Genomic DNA, 25,471 nt, shown 5'->3' with positions numbered 1-25,471 from the left:
GCGGTGCGTGCGGGCCTCAGGCGATCGCGGGCGCCGTCCGTGCGGCCGCGCCCAGACCCGAGGCGTCGAGGATCTTCGACCCCGTGGTGAAGGCGACGTTCGCGTGCGATCGGATGTGCTGCAGCGCTCGCTCGAAGTACGCCAGCCGGTGTGGTGCGCCCATGATGTAGGGGTGGACGACCAGGGCCATCACCCGGCCGCCGTCCGCCGAGTCGGTGTACAACTGGTCGAACTGGTCGACGGCCCGCTGGTAGTACTCACGCGCCGGGTGGTGCTGGATGAGCATCATCGCGACGTCGTTGCACTCCTGGGTGTACGGGATGTTGACGATGGGCCTCGTGCGCGTCCGGAGGAGTACGGGCTGGTCGTCCAGCACCCAGTCGCAGACGTAGTCGTATCCCTCCTCGACGAGGATGTCGGGCGTCTCCAGCGTCTCGGTCAGTCCCGGGCCCAGCCATCCGCGCGGGGGAGACCCGACGAACCTCTCGATCGCGGCGGTCGTGCTGGCGATGTCGTGCCGCTCGTCCTCGACCTTCTGCATGTTCTTCTGCGTGAAGCCGTGACCGATGAACTCCCACCCGCGTTCCTTCGCGGCCTGGGCGATCTGCGGGTAGTGCTCGATCGCCTGGCCGTTGATCGCGAGAGCGACGTCGATCTGCTGACGGTCCAGCGCCTTGAGCATCCGCCAGAACCCGACCCGGTTGCCGTACTCGTGCCAGGCCCAGTTGGGGACGTCGGGCACCGGTACGCCGCCCGCGGGAGGGGTGAGTACCGTGCGTGGCATCGGCTCGGAGTCCGACCAGGTCTCGACGTTCACGATGACCCAGACCGCCACCCGGGCGTCGCCGGGCAGCGTCAGCGGTGCCCGACCCTGGATGGGATCGAAGGCGATCCGCTCACTCGGACGCATGGCGGGCCCCCTCGGAGATGGTGACGGCCAGGGACGGCAGCGAGGTGATCTCCACCCTGACCGTGTCTCCGGGGAGGACCGGCGCGACGCCTGCCGGGGTGCCGGTGTAGACGAGGTCTCCCGGCATCAGGTGGTAGGAGTGCGACAGGTGACTGATGATCTCGGGGACGTTCCAGATCATCAGCGAGAGCGCTGTGTTCTGGCGCTCCTCACCGTTGACGAGGAGACGCAGCATCCCGTCGAACGGCACCGCCACCTCGGTGACCGGCGCGATCGGCCCGCACGGGGCCGAGTGGTCGAAGGACTTGCCGGCCTCCCAGGGATGGGCGCGGTCACGCGACAGCTTCTGCTGGTCGCGCCGGGTGAGGTCGATGCCGGCGGCCAGTCCGAACACGTAGGACCAGGCACGCTCGACCGGGATGGCGGAGCCCTCCGTGCCGATGGCGACGACGAGTTCCCCTTCGAACTGGAGATCGGACGTGTGCGGCGGGTACGGCACCGAGCCGCCGTCCTGGACGACCGCGTCGGTGGGCTTCTGGAAGAAGAACGGGTCGTCGCGTTCATCTCCCTCCTCCATCTCGCGGATGTGGTCGAGGTAGTTGCGGCCGACGCAGTAGATCCGGCGGACCGGGTAGCGGTCACTCGTGCCGACGACCGGCACCGAGGACCGAGGAAGCGACCACAGGTGGGTGGTGATTGTCATGGGCAGCGCTTTCTGTGTAGGGGTTGGTTGAACTCGAAAACCTGGTTCACCTCAGGAGCAGCGCGATCGACAGGACGAGACCCGTCGCGATGATCAGTCGGTTCAGCACCGCCGGCCGCAGCCGTCGCGCGAAGCGGACGCCGATCCGCCCGCCCACCAGGCCGGCCGCCGACATGACCGCCACGGGTCCCCACTCGACCGGCCCGAAGGCGATGAAGCAGGTGCCCGATACCAGGCCGATCAGCAGCGACAAGGCGCCCTTGAGTGCGTTCAGCTCGTGCAGGTCGTCGTCCTTGAACGTGCGCAGAGCGGCCAGGAGCATCACTCCCAGGCCGGCCGAGAAGTAGCCGCCGTACGCGGACACGGCGAGCTGAGCCGCCTGCATGGCCCGCGGCCGCGGCGCCCGGCCGCGGTCGCCCGCCCGGCGAGCCACGAAACCCTGGAGGGCGAGGGCGGCGACCGCGGTCAGCACGAGGAACGGCGCCACCACCGCGAAGCCCTCGGGCGGCAGCGAGAGGAGCATGGTCGCGCCGAGGGTTGCGCCGGCGATGCTCGAGATCGCGAGCACGCGCGCCGCGCGGAGCTGGCGGCGCAGCTCGGCCCGGTAGCCGACCAGGCCGCCGACGTACCCCGGGAGTGTCGCGAGCGCGCTCGCGACGTTGGCGGACACCGGCGGATAGCCCACGGCCAGCATCGCCGGGAAGGCGATCAGGGTCCCGCCTCCGGCTACACCGTTGACCGCCCCGGCGAGCAGACCAGCACAAGCGAGGGCGGCTCCGCCGAACAGGTCCATGCGCTTCTCCATTCTCGTATGCAAAGTATACAACAGATGCTGGCGGCGGTGGCCGGAGAGTGTGTGCGCTGTATACTTCGACCTCGTGTCGACCAGTCAGCTCCCGGCGAGCAGTTCCAACGCGGTCTATGCCGAGCTCCGGAGTCGCTTCGCGAACGGTGACTACGGTCCGGGGCAGCGGCTGATGGAAGTCGCGTTGGCAGCCGATCTCGGTGTCAGCCGGACGCCGGTGCGTGAAGCCATCGGCCGCTTGCTGGCGGAGGGCCTGGTCGTGCCGACCGCGCGCGGAGTCGCCGTTGCGGCCCTGAATGAGGTCGATGCGGCCGCGATCTTCGTGTTGCGTGCCGACCTGGAGGGCCTGGCGGCACAGCTGGCCGCCGAGCGCCAGGCCGCCGGCGCCGTCGCGCCCGCCGTCTTCGACCAGCTGGACAAGGCTACGGACGCCGTCGAGGTCGCGGTGGTCGCGGGAGACGCGCGAGCCGCGGCTCGCGCCAACCTGCATCTCCACCGCGCCATCGGGGCGACGGCAGGCAACGCCTTCCTGGAGGACGCTCTGCACCGGGTGTGGGACCGCATCGCGGTGTCGACGGTTTCCAACCTGTCCGACCCGGTCTGGGCGGCCTCCATCACCGAGCAGCACCGCGCGATCGTCTCCGCGATCCGCGCCGGAGACTCCGGTGCTGCCCGGCAGGCTGCCGTGGCGCACATCGAAGCGGCGTACCGGGTCCTGCTGCACAAGAGCGCCGGCACCTCGACCGACGCCTGATCCCGGACGAGTCCCCGTCGCGGGGACGACTGTGCCGTGCATGCTCGCGCACACTGCACGCTCTGCATACACTGATGGGGTAGAGTCGGTTTCCGTTGCCAGGAGGAGACATGTCGATGGTGCGCGCAATGGTCGAGGCCTCGCAGGACCAAGAGCACGGGCCAGGTCTGTCGGTCAAGAACGTCTCGAAGACGTTCGGAGGCACCCGGGCTCTCTCGGGCGTCAGCCTCGACCTTGCCGCTGGTGAGATCCATGCGCTCGTCGGCCAGAACGGGTCCGGCAAGTCGACGTTGTTCAAGATCCTTGCCGGGTACCACGAGCCGGACGGCGGCGCGACCCTGGAGGTCGGTGGGAAGCTCATTCCCCTTCCCCTCCACCCAGGTGCGGTGAACGGCCTCGGATTCCGCTTCGTGCACCAGGACCTCGGCATCGCCGGGTCGCTCTCGATCCTGGAGAACGTGCGGGTCGGTCACTTCGCGACCGGGTACGCAGGCCGGATCCGGTGGAGCCAGGAGCGGGCCCTCGTCGCGAAGCTGCTCCGTGACTTCGGCGTGGACATGTCTCCGGACACGCCGTGCGAGCGCCTGTCGCAGGCCGAGAAGGCGATCGTCGCGATCATCCGGGGGTTGCAGTCCCGGCCGGGTGAGCGGCCGACCCTGCTCGTGCTCGACGAGCCGACCGCCTACCTGCCGCCGCCCGAGATCCGGCGGTTGTTCGTGGCGGTTCGCCGACTGCGGGAGACCGGCGTTGCCATCGTCTTCTCGACCCATCGCCTCGACGAGGTGAAGGAGCTCAGCGACCGTGTGTCCGTCCTGCGTGACGGCCACCTCGTCGGAACGTACAAGACGGAGGAGACCACCGAGAGCGCGCTGATCAGGGCGATCATCGGCAAGGATCTCGACAGCGTCTACCCGAACAACGCCCGCGCGGCGCGGGACAAGCCCGTCCTGGAGGTCCGCGGACTCTGCGGTGGACCGGTGGCCGACGTCTCGTTCACCCTCCACGAGGGCGAGGTGCTGGGCGTCACCGGCCTGGTCGGCATGGGTCACGACGAGATCGCGTACCTGGCGTTCGGTGGTCAGGCGTCGAGTTCCGGGACGATCAGGATCGACGGGACGGTGTGCCGGTCGCTGAACCCGCGCACGGCCATCGAGCTCGGCGTCGGACTCGTCCCCGCCAACCGGCAACGCGACAGCGGCATCCAGTCGGCCACGCTGAAAGAGAACGTGACGATCCCGGTGCTCGGCGGCTACTTCCGCTGCGGCACGTTGGATCACGCTGGTGAGCGTCGGGACGTGACGGCGCTGCTGGACGCCGTCGACGTGCGACCGCGAGGTTCGCAGGATCGAGCGCTGGCGACCCTGAGTGGTGGGAACCAGCAGAAGGCGTTACTCGCCAAGTGGCTCAACGTGCCCGGACTTCGCATCCTGATCCTTCACGAGCCGACCCAGGGTGTCGACCTGGGAGCGCGCAAGGCGATCTTCGAGCTGCTGCGGAACGCCGTCGACAGCGGCATGGCGATCCTGCTCGCGAGCGCGGAGTACGAGGATCTGGCCCACCTGTGCGACCGCGTCGTCGTGATGCGTCACGGCCGCCCTGCGGCCGAGCTCTCAGGTGCGGACCTCACGGAGGAGCGGATCGTTGAGCACTGCTATCGATCGGACGTCCCTCAGTAGCGGGGCCGACCCTTGACATCAATGCATGCAATGCATACGCTGAGGCCGCAACTCCTACCAGGCAGGAGCGATCCGGACTTCGTGAAAGCGAGTGAAGCCATGAGGCTCGAACGACACACCTTCGACCACGTCGGCATCCCGACGTCGGTCGTACGCGAGGGCGAGATCTTCGTCGAGGCAACCCGCGTGTGGCTGACCAGCCCGCGTGACCATCCCGCCAACATCGAGTGGCTCCGCTACGAGCCCGACACCCCGGTGCCCGCGCCCGTGCGGGACGAGCCGCACGTCGCCTACCGCGTCGCCGATCTCCAGGAGGCGCTGGTCGGCCACGAGCTGCTGATGGGTCCGTTCGAGATCGGCGACGGGTTCGCCCAGATCGCGTTCATCCTGTTCGAGGGCGCCGTCGTCGAGTTCATGCAGTACCGGAACCCTGACGAAGAGGGATGGATTTGAGGACCAGCTCCTCGCCAGGTCGGGAGAGGTTGGCGCGTGTGCTGCTGGGATCGATCTTCGTGCACGGGGGAGCGTTCGTCCTGCTCCGCCCCGACGTGCCGGCCCGACGGCTGGAGGTAGCGCTCTCGCGGGTAGGAGTGTCGTCGCCGGGCATCAGCGCGGGTCTCGTCCGGGGCAACGCCGCGGCGATGGTGCTCGGCGGACTGACGCTGTCGGCGGGCCTCGCCCCACGCCTGTCCGCGCTCGCGCTGGCCGCGCTGCTGCAGCCCACGAACGTCGTCGGTCACGCCTTCTGGAACGAGAGCGACCCGGCGCAGCGCTTCGCCCACCGGACCGGATTCGTCTCGAACCTCGCCATCACCGGAGGCCTGCTGCTGGTGGGGCGCCGGTACCGCCCTGACCCATCACCCACGACGTCACGAAGGACACCACGATGAGCACGCACGCCACCGACAACCGGACCCGGGTAGCCGTCCTCGGGATCGGCATCATGGGGCAGCCGATCGCCGCCAACCTGGCACAGGCCGGCTTCGCCGTCAGCGCGTGGAACCGGACCCCGGGGAAGGCCGAGCCACTCGCTGACCACGGCGTGCTCGTCGCTGCCTCGGCCGCCGAGGCGGTCGCGGACGCGGACGTCGTCCTGACCATCCTCACCGACGCCGATGCGGTCCTGTCCGCCATGGGTGCCGCGCTGCCGTCGATGCCGGAGGGGGCCGTCTGGATCCAGGCCAGCACGGTCGGTGAACGGGTCGACGACCTGGTCGCGTTCGCCGACTCGCACGCTCTCCGTTTCGTCGACGCTCCGGTGCAGGGCACGCGCAAGCCGGCCGAGGACGGCACGCTCCTCGTCATCTGCGCCGCCGACCCTCTTCTCCGGCCGGTGGTGCAACCGGTGTTCGACGCCATCGGATCGCGCACGCTGTGGGTTGCCGAGACCTCCTCGCAGGGGACCGCCAGCCGGTTGAAGATCGCGACCCACACCTACGTGGCGGGGCTCACCCACGCGGTGGGTGAAGCGCTCGCGATGGCTACCGCGCTCGGGGTGGCGCCTCAGCTCGTCGTCGATGCGATGGCCGGAGGGCCACTCGACTGCGGCTTCATGCGGGGCAAGGCGTCGGTGATCATCGACAACGACTACGCGGCGTCCTTCACCGTGGACAACTCGATCAAGGATGCGCACATCGTGCTCCGGGCAGCCGAACGACACGGGGTCGTCGTCGACTGCACACGCGCGGGGCTGAGTCGCTACGAGCGGCTCTCGGCTGCCGGGTACGGAGATTCCGACATGGCAGCCACCTACCTGGCGAGCTTCGTCGGCGAGGACGGATCGGTCCTCAGCCCCATTCCGGAGGCAACTGCTCCATACGTTCACGCAACATCCTGAGCTGATGAGTGTCGTTCCGCCGGCTCTGCCGATGGGCCCGCGAACGGGCATGACCACTTAGCCTCGATCCGTGGACCGGGGCGGTGGTGATCGGCGAATAGACAGCGAGAGTGCCTTGTCGGGTGGCCGGAGGGGGTCTCACCCTCCGGCTCCCACGGATCCCGGCGTAAACCTCTCGGTTTACCGGGCTCCTGTCATGCTCCATCTCGGCGTCGAGCGCGCCGCCGACCAGCACGGCGGTAAGCATCGTGACCGCCATCGCCAGCCCCTGGCCCTTGTATCCGCCCAGCGGGGACAGGGCGGTCGCCTCGTCCGGAGCGGTGGTGCCGCGGCCGTCGGCGTCGACGGCCCAGCCGTGCTCCAGCGGGCGTCCGGCCCGGCGGCGCTCCTTGATCTCGTTGAAGCACACCTGGCTGGTCGCCATGTCCAGGCAGAACTCGGGCCCGTAGGCGACGGCGAGCGGGTTGGTGCCGAACAGCGGCTCGACCCCGCCGAACGGCGCGACCCGGCTCGCCGCCGACGTGGTGACGACGGCCAGGTGACCGGCGGCGGCGATCTGCCGGGCGTAGTGGCCGGCCGCGCCGAAGTGGTTCGAGTTGTTGACGCCGACGACGCCGACCCCGTACCGGTCGGCGCGTTCGGCCGCGAGTCCGGCGGCGCGCAGCCCGGCGAGGACGCCCAGCGCCCGGCGGGCGTCGAGCCGCACGACGGGCCCGCTGTCGGCGGCGATCGCCGGCTCGGCCGCCGGGTCGGCGACGCCACGGTCGAGCTCGTCGAGGAACGCCGCCAGCAGCCGGATGCCGTGCGTGTGGACGCCGAGCAGCGAGGTCTCCACCAGCGTCGCGACGATCTCGTCGGCGGCGGTGACGCCGCGGCGGCGCAGCGCCTCCCCGGCGACGCGGCGGACCCGCTCGGGGTCGCCCCAGGGCCCAGCGGCGGGCCGTCTCCCGCCGGTCATTCCTGCTCCCCCGTAGTGCTGATGGTGTGGCCGGCGCCGCCGGCCGCGGGTGCCCACATGCCGCCGGTGTGGTCGTGCCGGGCCCGGTCGAGCAGCGCGGTGGCGTAGCCCCCGTCCCGGGCGGCGGTCGTGGTGACCGGGCCGTACAGCCGCCAGCGGGCGGTGCCGTCGGGGGACGGGTCCTCGGCGACGCCGAGTGCGGCGACGACCGTCCCGTCGCGGACGACCCCCAGCTGGCGGGCGTCGCCCGGCGGCCCGGTGCGGCGCCACAGGTCCGCGGTCCGGGCCGCGGTCACGGGCCAGACGATCCACGCCTCGCCCGCGCGATCGGGTTCGAACCCGGTCCCCGGGCCGGCGGCGAGCCCGACGCGGCCGTGGTCGTCGAGCCGTACCCCGGTGCCGGTGTCGGCGGCAAGCAGAGCCACGGTGTCCAGGTCCAGGTGGTCGGCGAGGCCGGCCAGGTGGGCGGTGGCGCTGGCGCCGGCCGACGACTCGGGCAGGCAGCCGAGCATGCTCGCCAGCCCTTCGGTCCGGCACCGGCGCAGCATCGCCAGGGCCGGCGTGAGGCCGCCGGCCTTGAGCAGCTTGATGTTGACCCCGTCGAACTGCCCGGCGGTGGTGTCGAGGTCGGCCGGGCCGGTGACGGACTCGTCGGCGAAGACGGGCACCGGGCTGCGGCGGCGCGCCTCGCGGTGCGCCGCCCCGTCCGGTACGCCGAACGGCTGCTCGACCGCGACGACGCCGAGCTGCGGCAGCCGGTCCAGGACCGCGAAGAGCGCGGACGGCTCCCAGCACGCGTTGCCGTCGACCCAGAACGGTGCGGTGGTGTGTTCGCGCAGCGCCCGCAGCACGTCGAGGTCGTCGGCCCGGGCCAGCTTCACCTTGTACAGGTCCCAACCCGGCGCGGCGCGCAGCTTCGCCACCATCTCCGGCAGCGAGGCGAGGCCGATGCTGTACGCCGACGCACGCCCCTGCGGCGATGGCAGCCCCAGGTGCTCGTGGAGCGGCCGGCCGGCGAGCCGCGCCGCCAGGTCGTGCGCGGCGACGTCCACGGCGGCCAGCGCGAACGGGCAGTCGCGCAGGACCGGCCGCAGGCGCCGGTACAGGCGCTGCGGAGCGGCCGGGTCGGCGTCGTGCAGGAGCGGCTCGGCCTGCCGCAGCCGGTCGACGACGTGCGCCACGCCGGAGCGGTAGGTGTCGGTCATGAACGCCGACGCCTCGCCCCAGCCGCCGCATCCGTCCGCCGTGAGCTGGACGAGGACCGCGTGGTGCTCGGGGATCTCCTCCCGGGCGCAGCGCCACACGTCCCGGTCCACCATGCGGACTAAATGCAGGTCGAGGCGCATCAGCCGGTCCGGCCGAAGAAGGGTACGTCGGCCGGGCCGTACGGGCGCAGCTCGTCCCACCACTCGGCGAGCGGGTCGAAGCGGGCGAAGAACGGCCGGCCGACCAGGTCGGCGTCGCGAGCCTGCAGATACCGCAGCGCGAACGCCGGCCCGGACGGCAACGCGGCGACGCCGTCGACGCAGACCTTGCCCGGCGACGCGGACATCACCGGGCCCCGCGAGGTGCGGGCCAGGCCAGACACCTGCCGCACCGCCTCGCGGTACACGTCGGCGGCCCGGGCGAGGGGCACCCCGAAGTACCGGCGGGCGCCGGTGTCCCGCTCGACGAACATGTAGTAGGGCACGATGCCGTGGCGGACCTGTTCGCGCCACATCGTGGCCCAGGTGTCCGGCTCGTCGTTGACGTGGCGCACGAGCGGGGCCTGCGCCCGCAGGACGGCGCCCGTCCCGGCCAGCCGCCGCAGCGCCTGGCGGACCGGCTCGGTGCTCAGCTCGCGCGGGTGCGAGAAGTGCAGCATGAGGGCCACGTGCCGGCCGGCGGAGACGGCGCGCTCCAGCAGCCGCAGCAGCGCGTCGCCGTCCGGGCCGGGCAGCACCCGGTACGGCCAGAACGACAGCGCCTTGGTGCCGATGCGGATCGTGCGCACGTGGTCGAGCTCGTCGGTGAGCAACGGCTCGACGTACTGGGCCAGCAGGTCAGTGCGCATGACCAGCGGGTCGCCGCCGGTGAGCAGCACGTCGGTGACCTGCCGGTGGCGCCGCAGATACTCGGTCATCACCTGCGGCCCCGGCACGGCGAGCTTCAGGTCGCCCCGGTCGACGAACTGGGCCCAGCGGAAGCAGTACCCGCAGTAGCTGTGGCAGGTCTGTCCCTGCCGGGGGAAGACGAGGACCGTCTCGGCGTACTTGTGCTGCAGGCCCCAGGCGTCGAGCTCGTCGTCGCTGGGCACGTTGCGGGTCAGCTGGTCGCCGGGGTGCGGGTTGAGCCGGTCGCGCACCTTGTCGGCGCTGATTCGCAGCGCCTGCGCGTCGCCGCTGTCCAGCGCCGCGGCGACGAGCGCGTAGTCGGCCGGGTCGAGCATGTCCCGGTGCGGGATGACCAGCCGGTACATCGGGTCGTCCGCGGCGCGGTCCCAGTCGATGAGATGGTCCACGACGTAGGAGCTCACCTTGAACGGCAGGACCCGGGAGACGACGTCGGCGTCACGGGCCAGGCCGGAGTCGCTCGTGCGGTCCGCGACCAGCGCGGCGAGCCGCTGCCCGGAGACGCTTCGCAACGCGGGCGGCTGCGTGGTGCCGGTCACGGGTTGACCACCGCCTTGTCCCAGTCGAAGTCCACGTCGCCGAGTACGTCGAGGTCGGACATGAGCGAGTGCAGGCCGGTGTAGTCGCGCACGAGCCGGGCCCGCGACCGGTCGTCGCGCACCTCGGCCACCATCCGGTCGCGGTCCGGCACCTGCTCCAGTTCCAGGATCCGTTCCCAGGTCGTGTAGTCCGTCGCCACGAAGGCGTCGAGGCCGGCCAGCAGCGCGTCGAGGAAGTACCGGCGCTGCGGAGCGTCCAGCGTGTCGTAGACGATCTTCGCGAGCTTGTCGGAGATCGAGGCGTGGCAGTACTCGTCACGGTTGTGCAGCTTGGCCGTGGTCGAGTTGATCACCTGGATGTCCTCGGCGTCGGCGAGCAGGTCGAGGTAGGCGTTGATGGAGATCTCGGAGACCGTCGCGAACGCCAGCGTCGTGAGGCTGCGCTGCCACCGCTCGGGCGCGGCGTCACGCAGCTGCTGGTGCACCCGGGCGGTGTGCGACTCGGGCAGCGCCGCGTCGGGCAGCGCGAGGCCCCGGCGCCGGCGGGTGACCGCGCTGGCGTTGATGTGCATGAGCGTGTGGTACTGCTCGTCGACCATCGCCTGGGCCAGCGCGATCTCCATCGCCTGGCCGCCGAGCCCCGGGAACTCGCCCTCCATCACCAGGGCGAACGCCGGGTTGGCCACCCGCTGCTCGGCGAGCACGGTGTGCCGGTTGTAGGCCACCCAGGCCCAGCTCAGCAGCGTCGAGCGGGTGGACTCGGGCAGCGCGCGCCACACATCGTGGTCGCGGAACGGCACGATGGCCTCGGGGTAGTCGGGCCGCTGCACGTCGAACAGCGCGTCGAGGTCGGGCTCGTCCCGCTTCACGGTGGCCCGGCGCGGCCAGTTGCCGGCCAGCCGCGCGATGACGGCGCTCTCGACCGGGTCCGCCGGGTCGTACGAGGGCAGGCCGGTCATGCCACGCCCCGCTCGTTGAGGAAGAAGTGGGTCAGGTGCCGCTGCGTGTCGGTGTACCGCGAACGCGCGTGCAGCATCCGCCGGTTGTCCCAGACGAGCACGGCGTGCTCCGGGATGAGCACGCTGAGGCGGTGCTCGGCGAACAGCTCGCTGACGCGCGCCGCCAGGACGGCGCCGGCGGCGCCGAGCGGCAGCCGCGCGGGGCCGGGCCGGCTGTCCAGCGGCGGGTCGTACTCCCCGGTCGTGAGCAGGTTGTAGCTGAAGCGCAGCACGCGCGGCTCGCTGGCGCGACCCGACAGCATCGGGCCGCGCACGGGCCCGGCCCCGCCGGTGGCGTGCGCCGGTCCCGGGAAGTCGAGCTCGGCGCCGGTCAGCAGCGTCCGCTCGGCGTCGGTCAGCCGTGGTAGCAGCGTCTCGACGTCGAGCAGGTCGGTGTCGCCGCCGCCGCAGCGGGCCTGGCGGTGGCAGTACAGCGCGAGGTACTTCGGGCTGGGACGCCAGCCGGGCGCCTCGGTGTGGGCGCGGATCGTGTTGACGCTCTGGGAGTAGGCCCGCCCCTCGTTGCCGGGGCGGTAGGTCACCTCGTGGGTCAGGTTGCCGTCGTACTGGCCGACCAGCACGCCGAGCCGGCCGAGGAGGGCAGTGGCGTGTTCGACCCCGTCGACCGGGCCGAGCACGGCGAACCCGTCGGCCGCCAGCGCGGCGGAGGCAAGCATTCAGGTCCACTCCATGACGTAGCCGTTGGTGGCTGTGTGTGATGGATGGTGGCGGTCGTTACTTGTGACGGTTTAGCTGGGTGCCCAGGCGGGTGGTATCCACGGTCGGCCGAGGATCGCGTCGCGGATCGCAGCTATGACGTCTGCACCGTGTTTGCTCACGGTGGAGATGTACCCGCGGATCGCGTATCGGTTTTCGGTGACGGTATCGCTGGTGAGTCGCCCGGAGATCTTTTGCTGGGTTTTCGCCGGTCGTAGGTCGCGTTCGGCCTGGTTCGAGGTCGGGGGGATCCGCAGATCGGTGGTGAAACGCAGGACGTCGTCCTCGCGGTCGCGGAGATCTTCCAGCAACGCTCGGTGTTTCGGCTGTTTGCGGCCGGGCACTCGACCGACCTCTTTGAGTCCGATCCGGACCCCGTGGCGGTAGGCGCTGATCAGCGGATCCGCGATGTGCGCCGGGATCGCCGGTAGGTTCTGCTCGCGGGCGAGGTTCGCCGCGTGGATCAGAGCTTGCAAGGCTTCACGGATCTGGGTCGGCCAGTGCGCGTCGGGGTACGTCTCCGCGGCGTCGGTGCAGTCCCTGATCAGGTGCGCTGTGCACAGTTGATGGACCAGGTGGCCGAAGATCTCCGCGTCGTAGTTCTGGTAACGGTCATGAACGACGACGCCGGTCAGGTCGGGTAGGACGAACACCTCGAACGTGTCCAGGCTGCGATCGCCGAGCAGGTACCAGGTGTAGATCCGGGTGCAGGCCACCAACAGGTGTTTCTTGACCTTGCGAGGGCCGACCCGGATCGGGGTCTCGTCGCAGGACACCACGTGCGCCAGGGTGATCAGTGTGCGGATCATCCGGTTCGTCCCGGCCACCGCCGTAGCGGCCCGGCCGAGCAGCGAGTGGACGAACCCGTCCGACGGGCGGGTCCCGGTCAACGCCGCCACCAGATCAGCGCACCGGGCCACCGGGATCGCGTGGGCGACCATCAGATACACGCACCAGGACACCAGATTCGGCCCGAACGACACCGACGTGTCCGCGACATCCCCGGGACGGGCAGCGACGTGCACCTTCCCGCACCCGCAGCGCACCGCGTGCCGGTCGTGTTGCGTCACCGTCGCCGCCATCAACGGGACATCGACCTGCTGATGCGCGGCGTATACCCCCAGATCCACGGCCTCACCCAGGTCCGACCCGCACCCGCACACTCCTTGCGGGAAGTGGTCCAGAGTCTCGTTCGGATCCGGTGACCAGGCCAGATACGCCCCTGGCGCACCTTTACGCTTGCCTCGCTTGCGCGGCAGCCCACCACTACCGGCAGCTGGATCATCGGCCGGCGGCGTCCGGCCCAGATCGTCGTCCTTCGACGGCGGCGTCCCCGAATTCCCGCTGTTGCGGCTGACGATGTGTTCCAACCGTGCCACCCGATCAGTCAACGCCGCGTTCGCCGCGACCAACTCCGCGTTGACCCGGGTCAGATCCTGCACCTCGACGAACAGCCGCCGGGCGAGCGCGATCAGCTCACCACGCGACAAATCGTCGATCTCCGACACCCGAAGATTCCAACACACCAGCCCTGCCCACCCACGTCACCGCCAACGGCGTGTCGCAACGCCCCGCCGCCAACTACAGCCAGGGCACGCACGGCAGCCCACGGCGAATGCCGTGAATGTTTACTCCGGGACGACCGCGTTCGACGGCTTCTGGAAGAAGAACGGATCGTCGCGCTCGCTGCCCTCCGCCATTTCACGGATGTGGTCGACGTAGTTGCGCCCGACGCAGTAGACCCGGCGGATCGGAAACGACTCGAGTCTGCCGACCACGGGAAGGGTCGCGTGGGGGATCTGCCAGAGCGGAGTGATGGCCATGGGATCAGTTCTCCTGGGATGTTTCGATGGTGCCGAACAGGTGTGGGCGCAGGGCGAGGACCAGGACGGCGCCGAGCGTCGAGAGGCCGACGATCTGGATCATCGCCGCCGTGGTCCAGCCCGCGGTCGCGATCAGGTGGCTGAACACGAGGCCGGCGACGCTGGCGGCGATGTACACGCAGGTGGCGAAGGGTCCTGCCGCCCGACTGACGCTCTCGCGGTCGACGGACTTGAGATGTGTGCCGCGATGAGGAGGTCGGTTCGTTCAGGGAGGCATGGGTTACCTCAAGAAGAAGGCTGCGGACAGGACGAGACCGATGGCGACGACGAGTCGCCGGAGGTGGTGCGACGGCACCCGTCTGGCGAGGACCACGCCACTTCGGCCCCCGGCCAGACCGGCGACCGACATGATGGCGACGGGTCCCCACTGCACGGGACCGAAGACCGCAAAGCACAGCGCCGAGACCAGCCCGACGACCAACGACAGGGCGCTCTTGAGGGCGTTGAGCCGGTGCAGGTCCTCGGCCACGAAGGCCCCAAGGGCCGCGAGCATCATCACGCCCAGCCCCGCGGCGAAGTAGCCGCCGTACGCCGAGACCACGAACTGGGCGACGAACAGACCACGCCCTCCTCCGGACTCCCTGGCCCGTACGAGCCGCCGGGCCAGTACTCCCTGCAGGGCCATGGCGATCACGGACGCGAGGACGAGGAACGGGACGACGGAGGTGAAACGCTTCGCCGGTACGGCGAGTAGGAGGGCCGAACCGCATGCCGCGCCCGCGACGGTGACCGCCGCGAGCCGCATCAGACGGCCGCGGATCGCGCCCAGCTCATCGCGGTAGCCGACGAGCCCGCCCGCATAGCCGGGCAGCGTCGTCAGGGCGCTGGTGACGTTGGCGGCCACCGGTGAGTAGCCGACGGCCAGCAGAGCGGGGAAGGAGATCAGGGAGCCGCCACCGACGACCCCGTTCACCGCGCCGGACAGGAAGCCCGCAACGGCCAGCACTGCCAGCTGCGGGGCACTCAGCATCACTCCCCCTTCCACCAAGGCCGACATTTGTGTGCACCAAGTATGTATTGCATGCATTGCATATCAAGCCTCCCACTCGGTTCCAGGCGACCTTGCCCACCGGCTGGGCCCGGATGCGGCACGTCCGCACCTCTGCAGGTCCCGTGTAGCCACCATGATCAGTCCGCCGGTGATGGCCATGTTGGAGAGGAAGGCGTTGAGCTCGCTTGTCCTTTCGGCGCCCTCCGACTCCCAGAACGGATGGCCGACGACGTTGGTCGGCTGGAGGCTGAGCGCCAGGGCGGCGGCGGCACTTCGGGGCCACACACCGAGCGCGAGCGCCGCGCCCCCCGCAACCATCGCCGCCGCGTTCAGTCGTACGAGCGCCGCTGAGTTCGGAATCTCGAATCCCAAGTAGCGGCGTGTGAACGCGTCCAGCTTCTTGGCCAGTCCAGCTGGGCGGCTGGCGACGCGGTATCCGGCGTGGATGAAGATCGCGGACAGTGCCACGTCGCTCAGTCGTGCGAGTCCGCCGATGCCGGACCTGGTGGATCTCATGTTCAGATCCAGCCCGTCTCTTCGGGATTCCGGTACTGCATGAACTCCACGACCGCGCCCTCGAACAGGATGAAGGCGATCTGTGCGAACCCTTCACCGATCTCGAACACATCCATGAGGACTTCATGTCCTTTGAGGGCTTCTCGGATGTCGTCCACGCGGTAGGCGACGTGCGGGAGGTCGCGGACCGGCGCGGGCACGGGTGTGTCCGGCTCGTACCTGAGCCACTCGATGTTGGCGGGGTGTGAACGCGGGCTGGTGAGCCACACCCGAGTGGTCTCTACGAAGACCTCGCCCTCGTGGGTTTCCGTGGTGGGAATCCCTATGTGGTCGAATCTGTGCCGTTCGAACGACATTTCTATGCTCCTGCTCCGTTGATCGGATATCAGCCGCGGGCGATGTCGAGCCCGGCGGACGCGGGGGAGGGCGTGGACGGGGAGACGCGAGTGCCCCCTGGGAGGGTTTTGGTGAGGACGACGTGGCTGATTGCGGCGGCGGCCGTGCCGGCGTACCAGGCGACCCAGCTCCACGCCGCGAAGTCGGGAACCACCGCCAGTGGGACGCTGACAGCGACTCCGATCAGTGCTGCGGCGATCGCACGCCAGTTGAACCCTCGCGAGTAGAAGTACGGTCCGGTCCTGTCGGTGCTGTAGAGCCCATCGACGTCGACGCGTTGGCGCTGCAGCAGGTAGTAGTCGGCCACGATGACGCCGAACATCGGGCCGAGCATGGCCCCCAAAGAGCCCAGGAAGTAGTTGATGGCGACAGGGGAGGCGAAGAGCTTCCACGGCATCACGACCACGCAGACGGCGCTGGCGATGAGTGCGCCGCGGCGGAAGGTGATCCGAGCGGGGTTGACGTTCGCCAGGTCGAAGGCCGGGGAGACGAGGTTGGCGATGATGTTGACACCGAGGGTGGCGAAGATGAAGAGCACCGCGCCGATGCCCACCAACCATCGGTTGTGGGTGAGCTGGAGGAAGTCGGTTGGCTCGGTCAGTGCTTTGCCCGCCAGCTTGTAGCTGGCGCCGGTGAGCAGGAGAACGGTGACGGCGAAGACCATGCCGCTGACTGGAAGCCCGAAGAAGTTTCCCCAGAAGTAGGAGCGCCGGGTGGGGGAGAAGCGCGTGAAGTCACAGAAGTTCAAGATCATCGTCGCGTAGACGACGAACAAAAGAGTGCCGATCTTGACGATGGCGCCGGCGGCTCCGGACGAGAACCCCGAGGCGGTGTGGTCTCCGTAGTCCAGGTGGAATCCGGCCTTCGCGGTGAGTCCGACGGCCAGACTGATCATCACGATCGACACGACCGCGCCCGCCCAGTTCTGGGTCTTCCTGATCGCTTCCATGCCGTGTTCGGCGATGAAGAGCTGGACGCCCCATATGAACAGGAAACACAGCCAGCCGAGCGGTGAGAGGCCGAGGAACCCGTGGCCATGGTCGAGTGCCTTGGCACTGGGAACCAGGAGGAGGACGAGGATCTGGACGGCGTGGGAGGCGAGGAACGTCTGGATGCCGTACCAGGCGACGGCCGCGCCGCCACGGACGAGGGCGGGGATGTTCGCGCCGAAGACGCCGAAGCCGACACGCGCGGCGACTGGCAGTGGGACGCCCTCCCGGAAACCGAATCTACCCATGAGTTCCGCTCCGGCCCAGGTCAGGAGCAGGCCGAGGAAGATTCCGATGAGAACCTGCCAGATGGGGACCCCGAGGAGGAAGAAGCCGGCCGCCGCTGTGTAGACGCCCATGTTGTGCAGGCAGGCGAACCAGATGGAGGCGATGCTGTAGGTGCCCCACCGCCGGTCGGCGGCGGGGGCTAGGTCGGAGTTGTAGAGCCTGATCGAGTGATTCATGGCAGGTTCCTCCAGCGTGCCGAGGCTGAAGCCGTAGGGAGTTGGAACCGTCTAAGACGGTTCCAATGCTAAGGGGGCGTTAAGGAGATGTAAATCCCCTGTTCCGAAGGTTGGTCTTGGCTGGGGGAGCAGTCAGGGGCGAAGCGGCATCGCGACAGGTCTGATGGGGGCCACCGTGGCGCCCTGAAGGCGGATCGCGGCGCCGAAGAAGGCGAATTCGTAGAGCCTCCCGGCAGTGAGATCCTCGAGGGTCCTGAGGATGCGGGACGGCCAGCGCGCTGGCGTGTGCAGAGTCCACGGAGTCTTTGTTGAGCCGATCGAACGCGTCGATGGCGTGGCGGCGGCACTCGGCATCGTGATCGGCGCTTCGGTGACGGGGCCGCGGGCGGCCCCGTCACCGACCAAGCATGTCAGAGCGTTGTCTGAGGCTGAGTCTGCGCAAGGTGGGATGCGATCATGTCCTTGTCCCCATATCCCTGTTCTGCGGCCAGCGACCATCTCCGCAGGGCCGCGCGAGAGAGGTCGAGGGGCACGGCGTCGCGGACGGCGTCGAGCACCAGCTTCGTGTCCTTGACGGCGTTGGCGACGGTGAAAGACGCGTCGTAGTCGTCGTCGAGTATGGCGGCGGCCTTGGCCTGAAAGAACCCGCTGTCCATCGGGCCGTCGCTGACGACGTCGAGAACCAGGGCCGGGGCGACGCCGAGACTGCGTGCGACGGCGAGGCTCTCGGCGATGCCATGGGTGAGCGCCGCCACCCAGACGCTGAGCGCCAGCTTGAGGCGGCTCGCGGTGCCGGGGGTGTCGCCGACCCAGAGGGTACGGCTGCCGATCGTGTCGAACACGGCCTGTGCGGCCACGTGAGCAGAGTCAGGTCCGGAGGCGATGACGACAAGCTTTCCCTGCTCCGCCGGCTGCCTGCTCCCCTGGACCGGAGCGTCGACGAGCGTTACACCGTACCGGGAGGCCCACTCGGACAGACCGGCAATGGCGGCTCCAACGGTTCCCAGCTGGAGCCACAGCAGGCCCGGCCGGACCCCTGCCGCTGCCTGGTCCATCACCGCCTCCGTGGCCCGGGCGTCGGTGAGGACGGTGACGACGATGTCCGCGCCGGTGACCGCGTCCCGAGGAGTGTCGCACACGGTGATGCGGGATCCCGTTGCCGCGTCCTTCGCCCTCTCGATGTTGCGGTTCCAGACACGCACGGGGTATCCGGCGGCATCCAGTTCCGGGCGATGGGTGATCCGATGATGCCCGTCCCGAGCACGGCGACGGCGGGGCGAGAGGTCATGACGGCTTCCGTTGTCCTTTCTTGGAACTGGCTGAAGGGGTTCCACATTACCAGATGCATGCGTGAGGGCGAGTGAAGACGGTGGCACCGACTAGACTGGTTCTCATGTCCCGGTACCGGCTCGACAATGACGTCCTGAGCTTTCGATTCGCTGCTACCAAGATCGATCGCTTTGGGCGTCCGCGGGAGCTGCTTGAGCAGCCAGGGGACTTGCGCGAGTGGTTCGGCCTGCATGGGCTTCCGGTTGAGGCCGTGGCCGACTATGACCTGCCTGAGGCCAGGAAGCTGCGTGAGGCCATCCATCGAGTTGGGACCGCGCTTGCCGAGGACGGGGCGCCCGCGTCCTCGGATACGGCGCTCATCAATGCGGCGGCGATGGCCGGACGGGCGAGGCGGTGGCTTGACGTCACCGGTGAACGGCGATGGGCCACAGAAGGTGGATTCACCGTCGCTGACGGGCTGGGGGTACTGGCCGAGGATGCCATCGAGTATTTCGCTGCTCATCGAGATCGCATCAAAGCGTGTGAGAATCCGGCATGCCGGGGGCTGTTCCTGGACGGCAGTCGGGCGGGAAACCGGCGTTGGTGTTCAATGAACTTCTGCGGTAACCGGAACAAGAAGCTGATTCTCCGGCACGGTCGTGCGCTGACTGCATCAGATTCCACAGGTCATGCGTGAATCTTTCCGGGCGGGGGTGTATCGGACTGATTCGTCGGGCGAGGATGGCGGAACGTGTCAAGCCTGGTGATTGCGCCGTGAGGCGCTGTTGGTTCGAGTGGGGGTGAGAGACCGCCGCCTTTCGTCTGTCGCAGCAGGCGATCGAAGCTGAGGGCAGCCTGATCCGGGTGGTGCCGGGGAGGGTGGGAGCAGCTCTGACAACGCCGGGACGCATCAGCACTGCCAGATGGTGTGGGTCCGGCAAGCGTGGCGAAGAGGAGTACGCGAGGAACCGGCGTTGTTACGTCCTTCAATCTTGACACCGGCTCGAACCTGGCGGATCTGGGCCGGACGCGGTGCGTCCCTGCTGTTTGCCGTTGTGGTGGGGAACTCGTCGGATGGTCTTTATTAGCTGTCCGGGGAGGCCATGGGGAAGGTCTGCGGCGTACCCATGGCGATGTCGCTGGGACACAGTCGGGCTCCTCCTTCGCTGAGCGAACCACAGTGAACACGGGAACCACCCTGTCGCGGTTCCCGGGCGGTAGGCGTCCAGCCGGCCGTTCGGGATAGGCGCACCGACCGTCGAACCGGTGGGGTGGGGCGGAGCCGTCGTAGTACTCCGAGTCGGGGAAGCCCGGCACATGGGGAAGGACGGCAGCGGTATCGAGGAGGGCGGAGGCTGCAATGCCGGAAGACGCATCGTTGAATAGCGGCGCTCCGCTGGAGGTGGCCCCGCTGGGGCCGCCGGCGGGTATCGGAGATGCAGGCCAAGCTTCACCGTTGGGCGGTGGCCGATCTCGGCCGCCGGTTCGATGATCTGTTCAACTTCGTGTACGACCCGGCGACGCTGTTGGTGGCGTTCGACCGGGTCGCTGGCAACCAGGGTGCCCGCACCGCTGGCGTGGACGGCTTGACGGTCGCCGACGTCGAGGAGCGGGTGGGTGTTCCCGGGTTCCTGGACGATCTGTGCACTCAGCTCAGGACGGGTGTGTTCCGGCCGTTGCCGGTGCGGGAGCGTGTGATCCCGAAACCGGGTGGCTGGTCCAGGACCACGGTGAGCGCGAGGGGATGCCGCCACGCCCGCCAGCCGATATCGTCCAGCCGCTGGGTCGTGGCGGCGGCCAGCTCCCGCGCCTGCTCCGCGCGGCGGCGCAGCCCGTCCAGACCCCAGGTTTGCAGCGCCCACCAAGCCATCAGCGCCATGTGTCCGGACCGGGAACCACTCACCGTCGTGTCCAGGCTGCCGACATAGTCGATGTGCCGGCCGTAGACGGCATCCCCTCCGGGACCGTGACCAGCATCGTGGCCGGTGTGGTGGCGGGGGCGCGCGGAATCGCGGACGATCAGCACGGCGCACGGTGCGGGGACCCCGAGAAACTTGTGCCCAGAGACCACGATCGAGGTGGCGCCGTCACCGAAATCGAACCCGGGCCGGTCAGCGGGGTCGAGCAGGCCGAGGGGGATCCCGGCGAGCGCCGCATCGGCGTGGACCCACCGCAGCTCGACCGGCACGCCCGCCGTGTCGAGCGCGGCATGGACCTTCAAGCCAGGTGAACAGCACCCCGATCGGGTCCGCGCCGGTCACCGCGACCACCGCCAGCACCGCCAACGCCACCGCCGATTGGGTCAGCGACCCACCGACCGGCGCACCCGCCCGAGCGGCGGTACCCACCACCGCCAGCCAGCCCGGCAACACCCGCTCCCGCGCCATCGCATACACGTAGCGGGCCACCGTGCCGTGAAACGACAACATCGCGGTCAAAACCGACGTGACCAGCAGCATCGAGGCTAGGAGGCTCAACCCCCACCCGTACGCCCGATCGAGGACCACGAACGGCAACCCCGACTCAGGATCACCGGCCACGGCCACCACCCGGTCAGCGCCGACCGCCACCGGGATCGCCCACGCCGCCACACAGTAGAACGCCAGCAGGAACGCCAGCACACCCACCGTCGCCCGCATCACACTCCGCGGGTGCTTCGCCTCCTCACTGAACACCGGCGCGGTCTCGAACCCCACGAACGCCGCCACCGCGAACGTCAGCACCCCACCAAACCCGCCGTGCCACACCGCGCCCGCCGTCATCGGCGCGACCGTGACACCGCCCGGGGCAGGATGGGTGAACGCGGCCAGGACGAACGCGCCGATCGTGCCCAACTCCGCGCACAACACCACCGCCACGATCCACGTGTTCAACGCCACGTTGAGCACCCCGGCCACCGCGATCAACGCCCACGCCACCCCGGCCCACACCAGCCACGACCCACCGGCCAGCCCGGCCAGGGTCACGCCGACCAACCCGAACAGGCTGATCTCGATCGCGTTATACCTCGACGTTTCAGGATCTTGAATACGTTGACGTATGTGGATGGCTGCGGGTGGTGGGTGTTGGTTTTCGGCGGTGGGCGGCCGGTGGTGCCGAGTGTCGCCTCGGTGGGCGCCGTTCTCCAGGCGGTGGGGTGCGTGGTCGGTTCTGCGGGGGTGTGAGGGTCAGGTTGGGGCGGGGATCGCGAGGAGCCGTGTGAAGATCGCCTGGATGTGGTGGGTCCATGGCCAGTGGGCTGGGAAGTTGAGGCGGCGTTGTCGGCCGCCGCGGGTGAGGGTGGCCGGGGTGTGGAATACCTGGTATTGCAGGGTGGCTGGTTCGGCGCGGGCCTGGTGACCATCGCAGGCGAGCAGTTGCAGCCAGGCGATGAGGTCGCAGGCGATGGCGTGGGTGCGGTACCAGGTGGTGTTGGTGGCGAAGCTTTGGGAGGGCAGCCGGTCGGCGCCGGTGGTGTTGCCTTCCTTGAAATGGTCCTCGACCCGGGCGTGGACGCGGTGGCGGCCGTCGAGGCAGGCGGCGACCTCGCCGGCGTCTTCGCGGGGTCCGGCGGCCGGACTGTTGGTGGCGAAGGCTTCGTAGCGCCAGCCCGCAGCCTGCTGTTGCAGGTCGAGGGCAAGCTGGCCGGTGCCGGGCAGGGGTTTCGGGGTGGTGTCGCGGAGGGGTTTGACCCGGCGGGCGAACACCTGCTGTCCCTGCGGCCAGGTGTGTAGGTGGGGCAGCAGTACGGTGATGTCGGCGACCTCGCCGACGGTGTCGGGGCCGGAGTCGGCGTCGAGGGTGGCGGGGATGCCGGGCTGACCGTCGGCGGCGAGCATCGCCGTCCATGCGTCGGCGGGGAGTTTCGCGATGGCCCGGCCGGTGTGTTTGTCGGCCGGCCAGCCGACCGAGTACTCCACGCGCATGCCGGGGTCGTCGCCGCGGGGTTCGCGGTTGAGGGAGGCGATCCAGGCCAGCAGTTTGTGGGTGGCGCCGGCGCCGTCGGCGGTGATGAGCAGGTTGTGCCGCCAGGGCTCGGGGATCTGGGCGATGGCGCGGGTGAGCAGGGCGATGTGGTCGTCGGCGTCGTTGGCGCCGGCGGTGCCGCCGCGGAGCTGTTCGGCGAGGCACTCGCCGGTGTTGTCGCAGATCACGGCCATGGGTGCAGTCCGTAGCGGCCGCGTAGCCGGCCGGCCTGTTCCTTGCGCGAGTAGGCATCGATGAAATGGGCGTCGATGCGCAGTACGATCGTCTCGCCGAGGTCGCCGTTGGGTACCCGGGCCGGCGGGATCCGGCCGTGGCGGGCGGCGATCAGGTCCCAGACCCGGGCCCGCACTGCGGCGCGGGCGGCGTCGATACGGTCCAGGGCGGCCTGGTCGACCTCGCCCAAAGCCCGTGACAGGGTGGCCGGTGAGGCCACCTCTCCGAGCAGATCGCGCTGGTGGCGCAGCACATCGATACCACGCACGGTGTTGCCGCCGTCGGCCATCATCACCGCCGCGTCGGCGAGGACCCTGCCCCGGTCGTGGCCCGGGGTGAAATCCTCTCGGTACAGCGCCCGCGACAGGGCCGCGGTCAGACCCGTACGGTCGGCCGTCAGCCGCAGCGCGACCGCGCCCGCGTGCGACACCACCCCCTTGCCGCCGGCGGTGACTGTCAGCCGCCTCGACCATCCGGTAACATCACTCACGCGAAAAGTGCCTCTCGATCCGGGCGATTTCTGACTTCGACACTCAGATTTTCCCAGATCAGGGGCATTTTTCTATGTCCACATGAGACAGATAACGTCAAGATCCTGAAACGTCGAGGTATGGCGATCAAGCTCATCCCGCCGAGACTGCGTGGGGCCGCAAGCCGGACCGCGCTGCATCAGCTTCCGCCTGCGTAATGCGTCCAGTGTCGACCCATTCTTTGATCGTGCGTCGGCCGTAGTTGTTGCTGCCGAAGACGCGATCCAAGTCGGCCCCGTTGACCGCCTGGCCCGCGTCCCGACAAGCCTGCCAGTACTTCCACATCGCCTCCTTGATAGGCACGCCTGGCTCCAAGGTCAGCAGGCCGGGGGGCGACGCCGTCTCGTTCTTCGGTTCCGGCATGGTCGTCTCGTTCGCACCCTCGTCTCGCTCCACCCTGGCCTCAGCAGCTGATTCGGGTTGCGCGGTCTCCGGGCCTGAGGTCTCGGCGTCCGGCGAGACGGAGCGGACCGTCTGCGCTTCCGTGACGCGAGAGATGGTGGCGGATGCCTCCGCCTTCGTCTCGCGAGACGGAGGCGGCGTTGCGGCCAGGGTTGGACCGCCGGGCATCGGCGCGTCCGAAACGGCGAGACTCGACGACTGGGTCGCAGCTCGACTTTCGAGCCCGGAACCAGGTCGTTCGCCATCGATCGACTGCTCTACCAAGCTCGTGTGGTCGCCGCGGGGTTCGGTGATCACTGTCCGGCCGGCAGTGGCGAGTTCCAGTTCCGCCAATTCGGCTTGCAACTGGCGGATGATCTCCGTCAGCTGGCGCTGGAAACTGCCGGCGCCCTCTGCGACCAGGATCAGCAGGACTGGTCCGACAGTGTGGATTCCAACTCCGACCCAATCACGGCTCAAGGCCGGTTTGGCGGTGTTGAGGACCAGCGTCATAGCCGCCGTCAGCCAGCGCAGGGCGGTAACCCACCCGTCCCGACGCCCGTATCGGTGCAGCACGCGATCGCCCATCAGTCCTACACACATTGCAAGATCGATCATGAACGACAGCAGCCAGGCGACCTTGATCCACACGTCGTGATCGATGAGTAGGCCGGTTACGTTGATCGCCCCGTAGACCATGACGCCCAATGCGATGCCCCATACCGCCGTGTTGATCCACCGACGTGTGCGTTCAAGGTCGGCTATCTCCGCGCTCAGACTTTCGATCTTGCGTTCCGCCGTCCGCCGCAACCCCGGGTTCACGGCCGTGGTCGGTGCGCTCGGCAGCGCATCTGATGGATAATCGGATGCTGTCATCTCGTATGGCTCCGTCTCCAGAACGGGTTGAGGTGGCAGCGGCCTCGTCGGGCCCAATCCTGGCCCAATCCCGACGAGGCCGCTCTTTCTCTACGGCCGGACTTTGCGTTGCACTACAGGGTCCGGACCGTCCGCATGGTGATGCGACACGGTGCGGCCCACCGTTGGAACCTCCTGGATCAAGGAGGCGCAGGCGTCGCGGCAGTTGGTCCGCGTTAGGGGTTGTTAGGTTGTCGAGCCGCCAACTCGTCCCGGAGGGTGTTTCACGAGTGAGACTCGGGCTCAAACGACAAAGGGGGCAATCGACGTGCTGGGTAGAGAACTCCTCGCCGTGACTGCAGTGTCTGCGGCGGTCGTGGGTGTGGCGTGGGCCCTTGGTCAGCGCTGCAACGGCGTCCCTGCGGTCAGAACGCCGCTTCCAAACCCACGGACCCACGCCGAGGCGTACCTGCTCGGCTACATGCAAGGCTTCGACGACGCCCGCAGCGGCCAAAACTGAGTCGAAGTGGTTGCAGGATTGGTTGCAGAACCCGTAGGAATCTGGTGGAACCTGGAGGGCTACTGCGAGACCATTTCTGCAGGTCACAGTGCCCTCAGGATCCCCCAGGTTCCCCCAGAACCCCGTCCGAGACCACCTCGTAATGAATAGGTCAACGGTTCGATTCCGTTAGGCGGCTCTGCGTCCCTACCTGGGACAACGTACCAGGCCGGATGATCTTGAAGTCAAGATCATCCGGCCGTGGGCACACGATGGGAACACCGGCCGATCTTGAAGCCCTCTTCCCGACTGCTCCGGCCCTGATCAGGGACCCAGGGGCGGGCCTTGCCGTGTCGTGTGCAGTGATCCCGGTCACAGCGGCGTGTTGAGCGGCGCAACGCTCCCGCCGGACCCGGTGACACCCCGCCACACGCACCCGCACCTGTCATCGGGAGCCTGCCGCCAGGCAGGCTGAATGGCGTCGATCCGGCACGATCCAGCCACTCACGGA

28 protein-coding genes are annotated in these 25,471 nt (G+C 68.9%); 7 read left to right on the top strand and 21 right to left on the bottom strand.

Going from position 1 to position 25,471, the window contains the following annotated elements; translation table 11 throughout:
• Nucleotides 1-16: 16 nt before the first annotated feature.
• From ABD332_RS52130 to ABD332_RS52120, 3 genes are read right to left on the bottom strand one after another with little or no spacing between them, the layout of a single operon-like run.
• The gene (locus ABD332_RS52130) at nucleotides 17-910 is read right to left on the bottom strand and encodes a polysaccharide deacetylase family protein (RefSeq protein ID WP_344513212.1); all 894 of its coding nucleotides are present in this window, start codon (nucleotides 908-910) and stop codon (nucleotides 17-19) included.
• The gene (locus ABD332_RS52125) at nucleotides 897-1,613 is read right to left on the bottom strand and encodes a fumarylacetoacetate hydrolase family protein (RefSeq protein ID WP_344513210.1); all 717 of its coding nucleotides are present in this window, start codon (nucleotides 1,611-1,613) and stop codon (nucleotides 897-899) included. The genes ABD332_RS52130 and ABD332_RS52125 overlap by 14 nt, the downstream gene beginning before the upstream one ends.
• Nucleotides 1,614-1,659: 46 nt before the next feature.
• Nucleotides 1,660-2,406 (bottom strand): sulfite exporter TauE/SafE family protein, encoded by a 747-nt coding sequence (locus ABD332_RS52120; RefSeq protein WP_344513208.1) that lies wholly within the window; start codon nucleotides 2,404-2,406, stop codon nucleotides 1,660-1,662.
• Between the two features lie 85 nt (nucleotides 2,407-2,491).
• Here ABD332_RS52120 and ABD332_RS52115 point away from each other — a divergent pair, with 85 nt between their 5' ends.
• The 5 genes from ABD332_RS52115 to ABD332_RS52095 all read left to right on the top strand — a co-directional run bounded on the left by ABD332_RS52115 (nucleotide 2,492) and on the right by ABD332_RS52095 (nucleotide 6,685).
• Nucleotides 2,492-3,172 carry a GntR family transcriptional regulator gene (locus ABD332_RS52115; RefSeq protein WP_344513206.1) on the top strand — a complete coding sequence of 227 codons (681 nt, stop codon included), beginning with the start codon at nucleotides 2,492-2,494 and terminating at the stop codon, nucleotides 3,170-3,172.
• A gap of 110 nt (nucleotides 3,173-3,282) precedes the next feature.
• Entirely contained in the window at nucleotides 3,283-4,848 is a 1,566-nt protein-coding gene (locus tag ABD332_RS52110; protein ID WP_344513205.1) for a sugar ABC transporter ATP-binding protein, read from the top strand.
• A gap of 99 nt (nucleotides 4,849-4,947) precedes the next feature.
• Complete coding sequence (locus ABD332_RS52105; RefSeq protein ID WP_344513204.1) at nucleotides 4,948-5,301, top strand: hypothetical protein; 354 nt, start codon at nucleotides 4,948-4,950, stop codon at nucleotides 5,299-5,301.
• A 38-nt stretch (nucleotides 5,302-5,339) separates the two neighbouring features.
• On the top strand, nucleotides 5,340-5,738 hold the full coding sequence (locus tag ABD332_RS52100) for a hypothetical protein (protein WP_344513202.1): 399 nt from the start codon (nucleotides 5,340-5,342) through the stop codon (nucleotides 5,736-5,738).
• Nucleotides 5,735-6,685 carry an NAD(P)-dependent oxidoreductase gene (locus tag ABD332_RS52095; RefSeq protein ID WP_344513200.1) on the top strand — a complete coding sequence of 317 codons (951 nt, stop codon included), beginning with the start codon at nucleotides 5,735-5,737 and terminating at the stop codon, nucleotides 6,683-6,685. Before ABD332_RS52100 ends, ABD332_RS52095 begins: the two co-directional genes overlap by 4 nt.
• Here the strand turns inward: ABD332_RS52095 and ABD332_RS52090 are convergent.
• The 13 genes from ABD332_RS52090 to ABD332_RS52030 all read right to left on the bottom strand — a co-directional run bounded on the left by ABD332_RS52090 (nucleotide 6,636) and on the right by ABD332_RS52030 (nucleotide 18,581).
• Complete coding sequence (locus tag ABD332_RS52090; protein ID WP_344513198.1) at nucleotides 6,636-7,643, bottom strand: Ldh family oxidoreductase; 1,008 nt, start codon at nucleotides 7,641-7,643, stop codon at nucleotides 6,636-6,638. The genes ABD332_RS52095 and ABD332_RS52090 overlap by 50 nt on opposite strands.
• A complete protein-coding gene (locus tag ABD332_RS52085) occupies nucleotides 7,640-8,989 on the bottom strand; it encodes a mandelate racemase/muconate lactonizing enzyme family protein (RefSeq protein ID WP_344513196.1) in 1,350 nt (449 codons plus the stop codon). Before ABD332_RS52085 ends, ABD332_RS52090 begins: the two co-directional genes overlap by 4 nt.
• A complete protein-coding gene (locus ABD332_RS52080) occupies nucleotides 8,989-10,293 on the bottom strand; it encodes a KamA family radical SAM protein (RefSeq protein ID WP_344513195.1) in 1,305 nt (434 codons plus the stop codon). The genes ABD332_RS52085 and ABD332_RS52080 overlap by 1 nt, the downstream gene beginning before the upstream one ends.
• Nucleotides 10,290-11,252, bottom strand: coding sequence for an AurF N-oxygenase family protein (locus ABD332_RS52075; protein WP_344513193.1), 963 nt, complete (start codon nucleotides 11,250-11,252; stop codon nucleotides 10,290-10,292). The genes ABD332_RS52080 and ABD332_RS52075 overlap by 4 nt, the downstream gene beginning before the upstream one ends.
• Nucleotides 11,249-11,968, bottom strand: a complete 720-nt coding sequence (locus ABD332_RS52070; protein ID WP_344513191.1) for a TauD/TfdA family dioxygenase — start codon at nucleotides 11,966-11,968, stop codon at nucleotides 11,249-11,251. Before ABD332_RS52070 ends, ABD332_RS52075 begins: the two co-directional genes overlap by 4 nt.
• A 72-nt stretch (nucleotides 11,969-12,040) precedes the next feature.
• Nucleotides 12,041-13,516, bottom strand: a complete 1,476-nt coding sequence (gene tnpC, locus ABD332_RS52065) for an IS66 family transposase (protein ID WP_344513189.1) — start codon at nucleotides 13,514-13,516, stop codon at nucleotides 12,041-12,043.
• 120 nt (nucleotides 13,517-13,636) lie between these two features.
• Nucleotides 13,637-13,831, bottom strand: coding sequence for a hypothetical protein (locus ABD332_RS52060; RefSeq protein ID WP_344513187.1), 195 nt, complete (start codon nucleotides 13,829-13,831; stop codon nucleotides 13,637-13,639).
• 4 nt (nucleotides 13,832-13,835) lie between these two features.
• The gene (locus ABD332_RS52055) at nucleotides 13,836-14,009 is read right to left on the bottom strand and encodes a hypothetical protein (protein WP_344513185.1); all 174 of its coding nucleotides are present in this window, start codon (nucleotides 14,007-14,009) and stop codon (nucleotides 13,836-13,838) included.
• A gap of 102 nt (nucleotides 14,010-14,111) precedes the next feature.
• Complete coding sequence (locus tag ABD332_RS52050) at nucleotides 14,112-14,861, bottom strand: sulfite exporter TauE/SafE family protein (protein WP_344513183.1); 750 nt, start codon at nucleotides 14,859-14,861, stop codon at nucleotides 14,112-14,114.
• A 63-nt stretch (nucleotides 14,862-14,924) separates the two neighbouring features.
• Nucleotides 14,925-15,398, bottom strand: coding sequence for a DoxX family membrane protein (locus ABD332_RS52045; RefSeq protein WP_344513181.1), 474 nt, complete (start codon nucleotides 15,396-15,398; stop codon nucleotides 14,925-14,927).
• A 2-nt stretch (nucleotides 15,399-15,400) separates the two neighbouring features.
• The gene (locus ABD332_RS52040; protein ID WP_344513179.1) at nucleotides 15,401-15,754 is read right to left on the bottom strand and encodes a hypothetical protein; all 354 of its coding nucleotides are present in this window, start codon (nucleotides 15,752-15,754) and stop codon (nucleotides 15,401-15,403) included.
• A 29-nt stretch (nucleotides 15,755-15,783) separates the two neighbouring features.
• Nucleotides 15,784-17,247: a cytosine permease gene (locus ABD332_RS52035; RefSeq protein WP_344513177.1), complete on the bottom strand. Its 1,464-nt coding sequence runs from the start codon at nucleotides 17,245-17,247 to the stop codon at nucleotides 15,784-15,786.
• A gap of 410 nt (nucleotides 17,248-17,657) precedes the next feature.
• Nucleotides 17,658-18,581 carry an NAD(P)-dependent oxidoreductase gene (locus ABD332_RS52030; RefSeq protein ID WP_344513175.1) on the bottom strand — a complete coding sequence of 308 codons (924 nt, stop codon included), beginning with the start codon at nucleotides 18,579-18,581 and terminating at the stop codon, nucleotides 17,658-17,660.
• Nucleotides 18,582-18,640: 59 nt separating this feature from the next.
• On the opposite strand from ABD332_RS52030, the gene ABD332_RS52025 reads away from it, so the two are divergent.
• Complete coding sequence (locus ABD332_RS52025; RefSeq protein ID WP_344513173.1) at nucleotides 18,641-19,213, top strand: CGNR zinc finger domain-containing protein; 573 nt, start codon at nucleotides 18,641-18,643, stop codon at nucleotides 19,211-19,213.
• Between the two features lie 951 nt (nucleotides 19,214-20,164).
• Here the strand turns inward: ABD332_RS52025 and ABD332_RS52020 are convergent.
• Nucleotides 20,165-20,704: a pyridoxal-dependent decarboxylase gene (locus ABD332_RS52020; RefSeq protein WP_344513171.1), complete on the bottom strand. Its 540-nt coding sequence runs from the start codon at nucleotides 20,702-20,704 to the stop codon at nucleotides 20,165-20,167.
• On the bottom strand, nucleotides 20,628-21,365 hold the full coding sequence (locus ABD332_RS52015) for an amino acid permease (protein ID WP_344513319.1): 738 nt from the start codon (nucleotides 21,363-21,365) through the stop codon (nucleotides 20,628-20,630). The genes ABD332_RS52020 and ABD332_RS52015 overlap by 77 nt, the downstream gene beginning before the upstream one ends.
• Here ABD332_RS52015 and ABD332_RS52010 point away from each other — a divergent pair.
• Nucleotides 21,313-21,543: a hypothetical protein gene (locus ABD332_RS52010; protein WP_344513329.1), complete on the top strand. Its 231-nt coding sequence runs from the start codon at nucleotides 21,313-21,315 to the stop codon at nucleotides 21,541-21,543. The genes ABD332_RS52015 and ABD332_RS52010 overlap by 53 nt on opposite strands.
• A 140-nt stretch (nucleotides 21,544-21,683) precedes the next feature.
• Here ABD332_RS52010 and ABD332_RS52005 read toward each other — a convergent pair whose 3' ends face one another.
• From ABD332_RS52005 to ABD332_RS51995, 3 genes are all read right to left on the bottom strand, one after another.
• A complete protein-coding gene (locus ABD332_RS52005; RefSeq protein WP_344513169.1) occupies nucleotides 21,684-22,655 on the bottom strand; it encodes a transposase in 972 nt (323 codons plus the stop codon).
• A complete protein-coding gene (locus ABD332_RS52000; RefSeq protein WP_425552426.1) occupies nucleotides 22,646-23,185 on the bottom strand; it encodes a transposase in 540 nt (179 codons plus the stop codon). The genes ABD332_RS52005 and ABD332_RS52000 overlap by 10 nt, the downstream gene beginning before the upstream one ends.
• 133 nt (nucleotides 23,186-23,318) lie before the next feature.
• A complete protein-coding gene (locus tag ABD332_RS51995; protein WP_344513166.1) occupies nucleotides 23,319-24,482 on the bottom strand; it encodes a hypothetical protein in 1,164 nt (387 codons plus the stop codon).
• Between the last annotated feature and the right edge of the window lie 989 nt (nucleotides 24,483-25,471).

The sequence above is a fragment of the Dactylosporangium maewongense genome, from assembly GCF_039531485.1.
Classification (GTDB): Bacteria; Actinomycetota; Actinomycetes; order Mycobacteriales; family Micromonosporaceae; genus Dactylosporangium; species Dactylosporangium maewongense.
Note: the sequence above shows the minus strand (reverse complement) of the source record. Positions and strands in the feature narration are given on the sequence as shown.

Excerpts from the sequence above, each read along its gene's own strand:
- ABD332_RS52035 (WP_344513177.1), bottom strand. The coding sequence starts at position 17,247 with ATGAATCACTCGATCAGGCTCTACAACTCCGACCTAGCCCCCGCCGCC.
- ABD332_RS52070 (WP_344513191.1), bottom strand. The coding sequence starts at position 11,968 with ATGCTTGCCTCCGCCGCGCTGGCGGCCGACGGGTTCGCCGTGCTCGGC.
- ABD332_RS52085 (WP_344513196.1), bottom strand. The coding sequence starts at position 8,989 with ATGCGCCTCGACCTGCATTTAGTCCGCATGGTGGACCGGGACGTGTGG.
- ABD332_RS52025 (WP_344513173.1), top strand. The coding sequence starts at position 18,641 with ATGTCCCGGTACCGGCTCGACAATGACGTCCTGAGCTTTCGATTCGCT.
- ABD332_RS52075 (WP_344513193.1), bottom strand. The coding sequence starts at position 11,252 with ATGACCGGCCTGCCCTCGTACGACCCGGCGGACCCGGTCGAGAGCGCC.
- ABD332_RS52005 (WP_344513169.1), bottom strand. The coding sequence starts at position 22,655 with ATGGCCGTGATCTGCGACAACACCGGCGAGTGCCTCGCCGAACAGCTC.
- ABD332_RS51995 (WP_344513166.1), bottom strand. The coding sequence starts at position 24,482 with ATGACAGCATCCGATTATCCATCAGATGCGCTGCCGAGCGCACCGACC.
- ABD332_RS52090 (WP_344513198.1), bottom strand. The coding sequence starts at position 7,643 with ATGACCGGCGGGAGACGGCCCGCCGCTGGGCCCTGGGGCGACCCCGAG.
- ABD332_RS52110 (WP_344513205.1), top strand. The coding sequence starts at position 3,283 with ATGTCGATGGTGCGCGCAATGGTCGAGGCCTCGCAGGACCAAGAGCAC.
- ABD332_RS52105 (WP_344513204.1), top strand. The coding sequence starts at position 4,948 with ATGAGGCTCGAACGACACACCTTCGACCACGTCGGCATCCCGACGTCG.
- ABD332_RS52130 (WP_344513212.1), bottom strand. The coding sequence starts at position 910 with ATGCGTCCGAGTGAGCGGATCGCCTTCGATCCCATCCAGGGTCGGGCA.
- ABD332_RS52125 (WP_344513210.1), bottom strand. The coding sequence starts at position 1,613 with ATGACAATCACCACCCACCTGTGGTCGCTTCCTCGGTCCTCGGTGCCG.
- ABD332_RS52040 (WP_344513179.1), bottom strand. The coding sequence starts at position 15,754 with ATGTCGTTCGAACGGCACAGATTCGACCACATAGGGATTCCCACCACG.
- ABD332_RS52120 (WP_344513208.1), bottom strand. The coding sequence starts at position 2,406 with ATGGACCTGTTCGGCGGAGCCGCCCTCGCTTGTGCTGGTCTGCTCGCC.
- ABD332_RS52060 (WP_344513187.1), bottom strand. The coding sequence starts at position 13,831 with ATGGCCATCACTCCGCTCTGGCAGATCCCCCACGCGACCCTTCCCGTG.
- ABD332_RS52095 (WP_344513200.1), top strand. The coding sequence starts at position 5,735 with ATGAGCACGCACGCCACCGACAACCGGACCCGGGTAGCCGTCCTCGGG.
- ABD332_RS52050 (WP_344513183.1), bottom strand. The coding sequence starts at position 14,861 with ATGCTGAGTGCCCCGCAGCTGGCAGTGCTGGCCGTTGCGGGCTTCCTG.
- ABD332_RS52045 (WP_344513181.1), bottom strand. The coding sequence starts at position 15,398 with ATGAGATCCACCAGGTCCGGCATCGGCGGACTCGCACGACTGAGCGAC.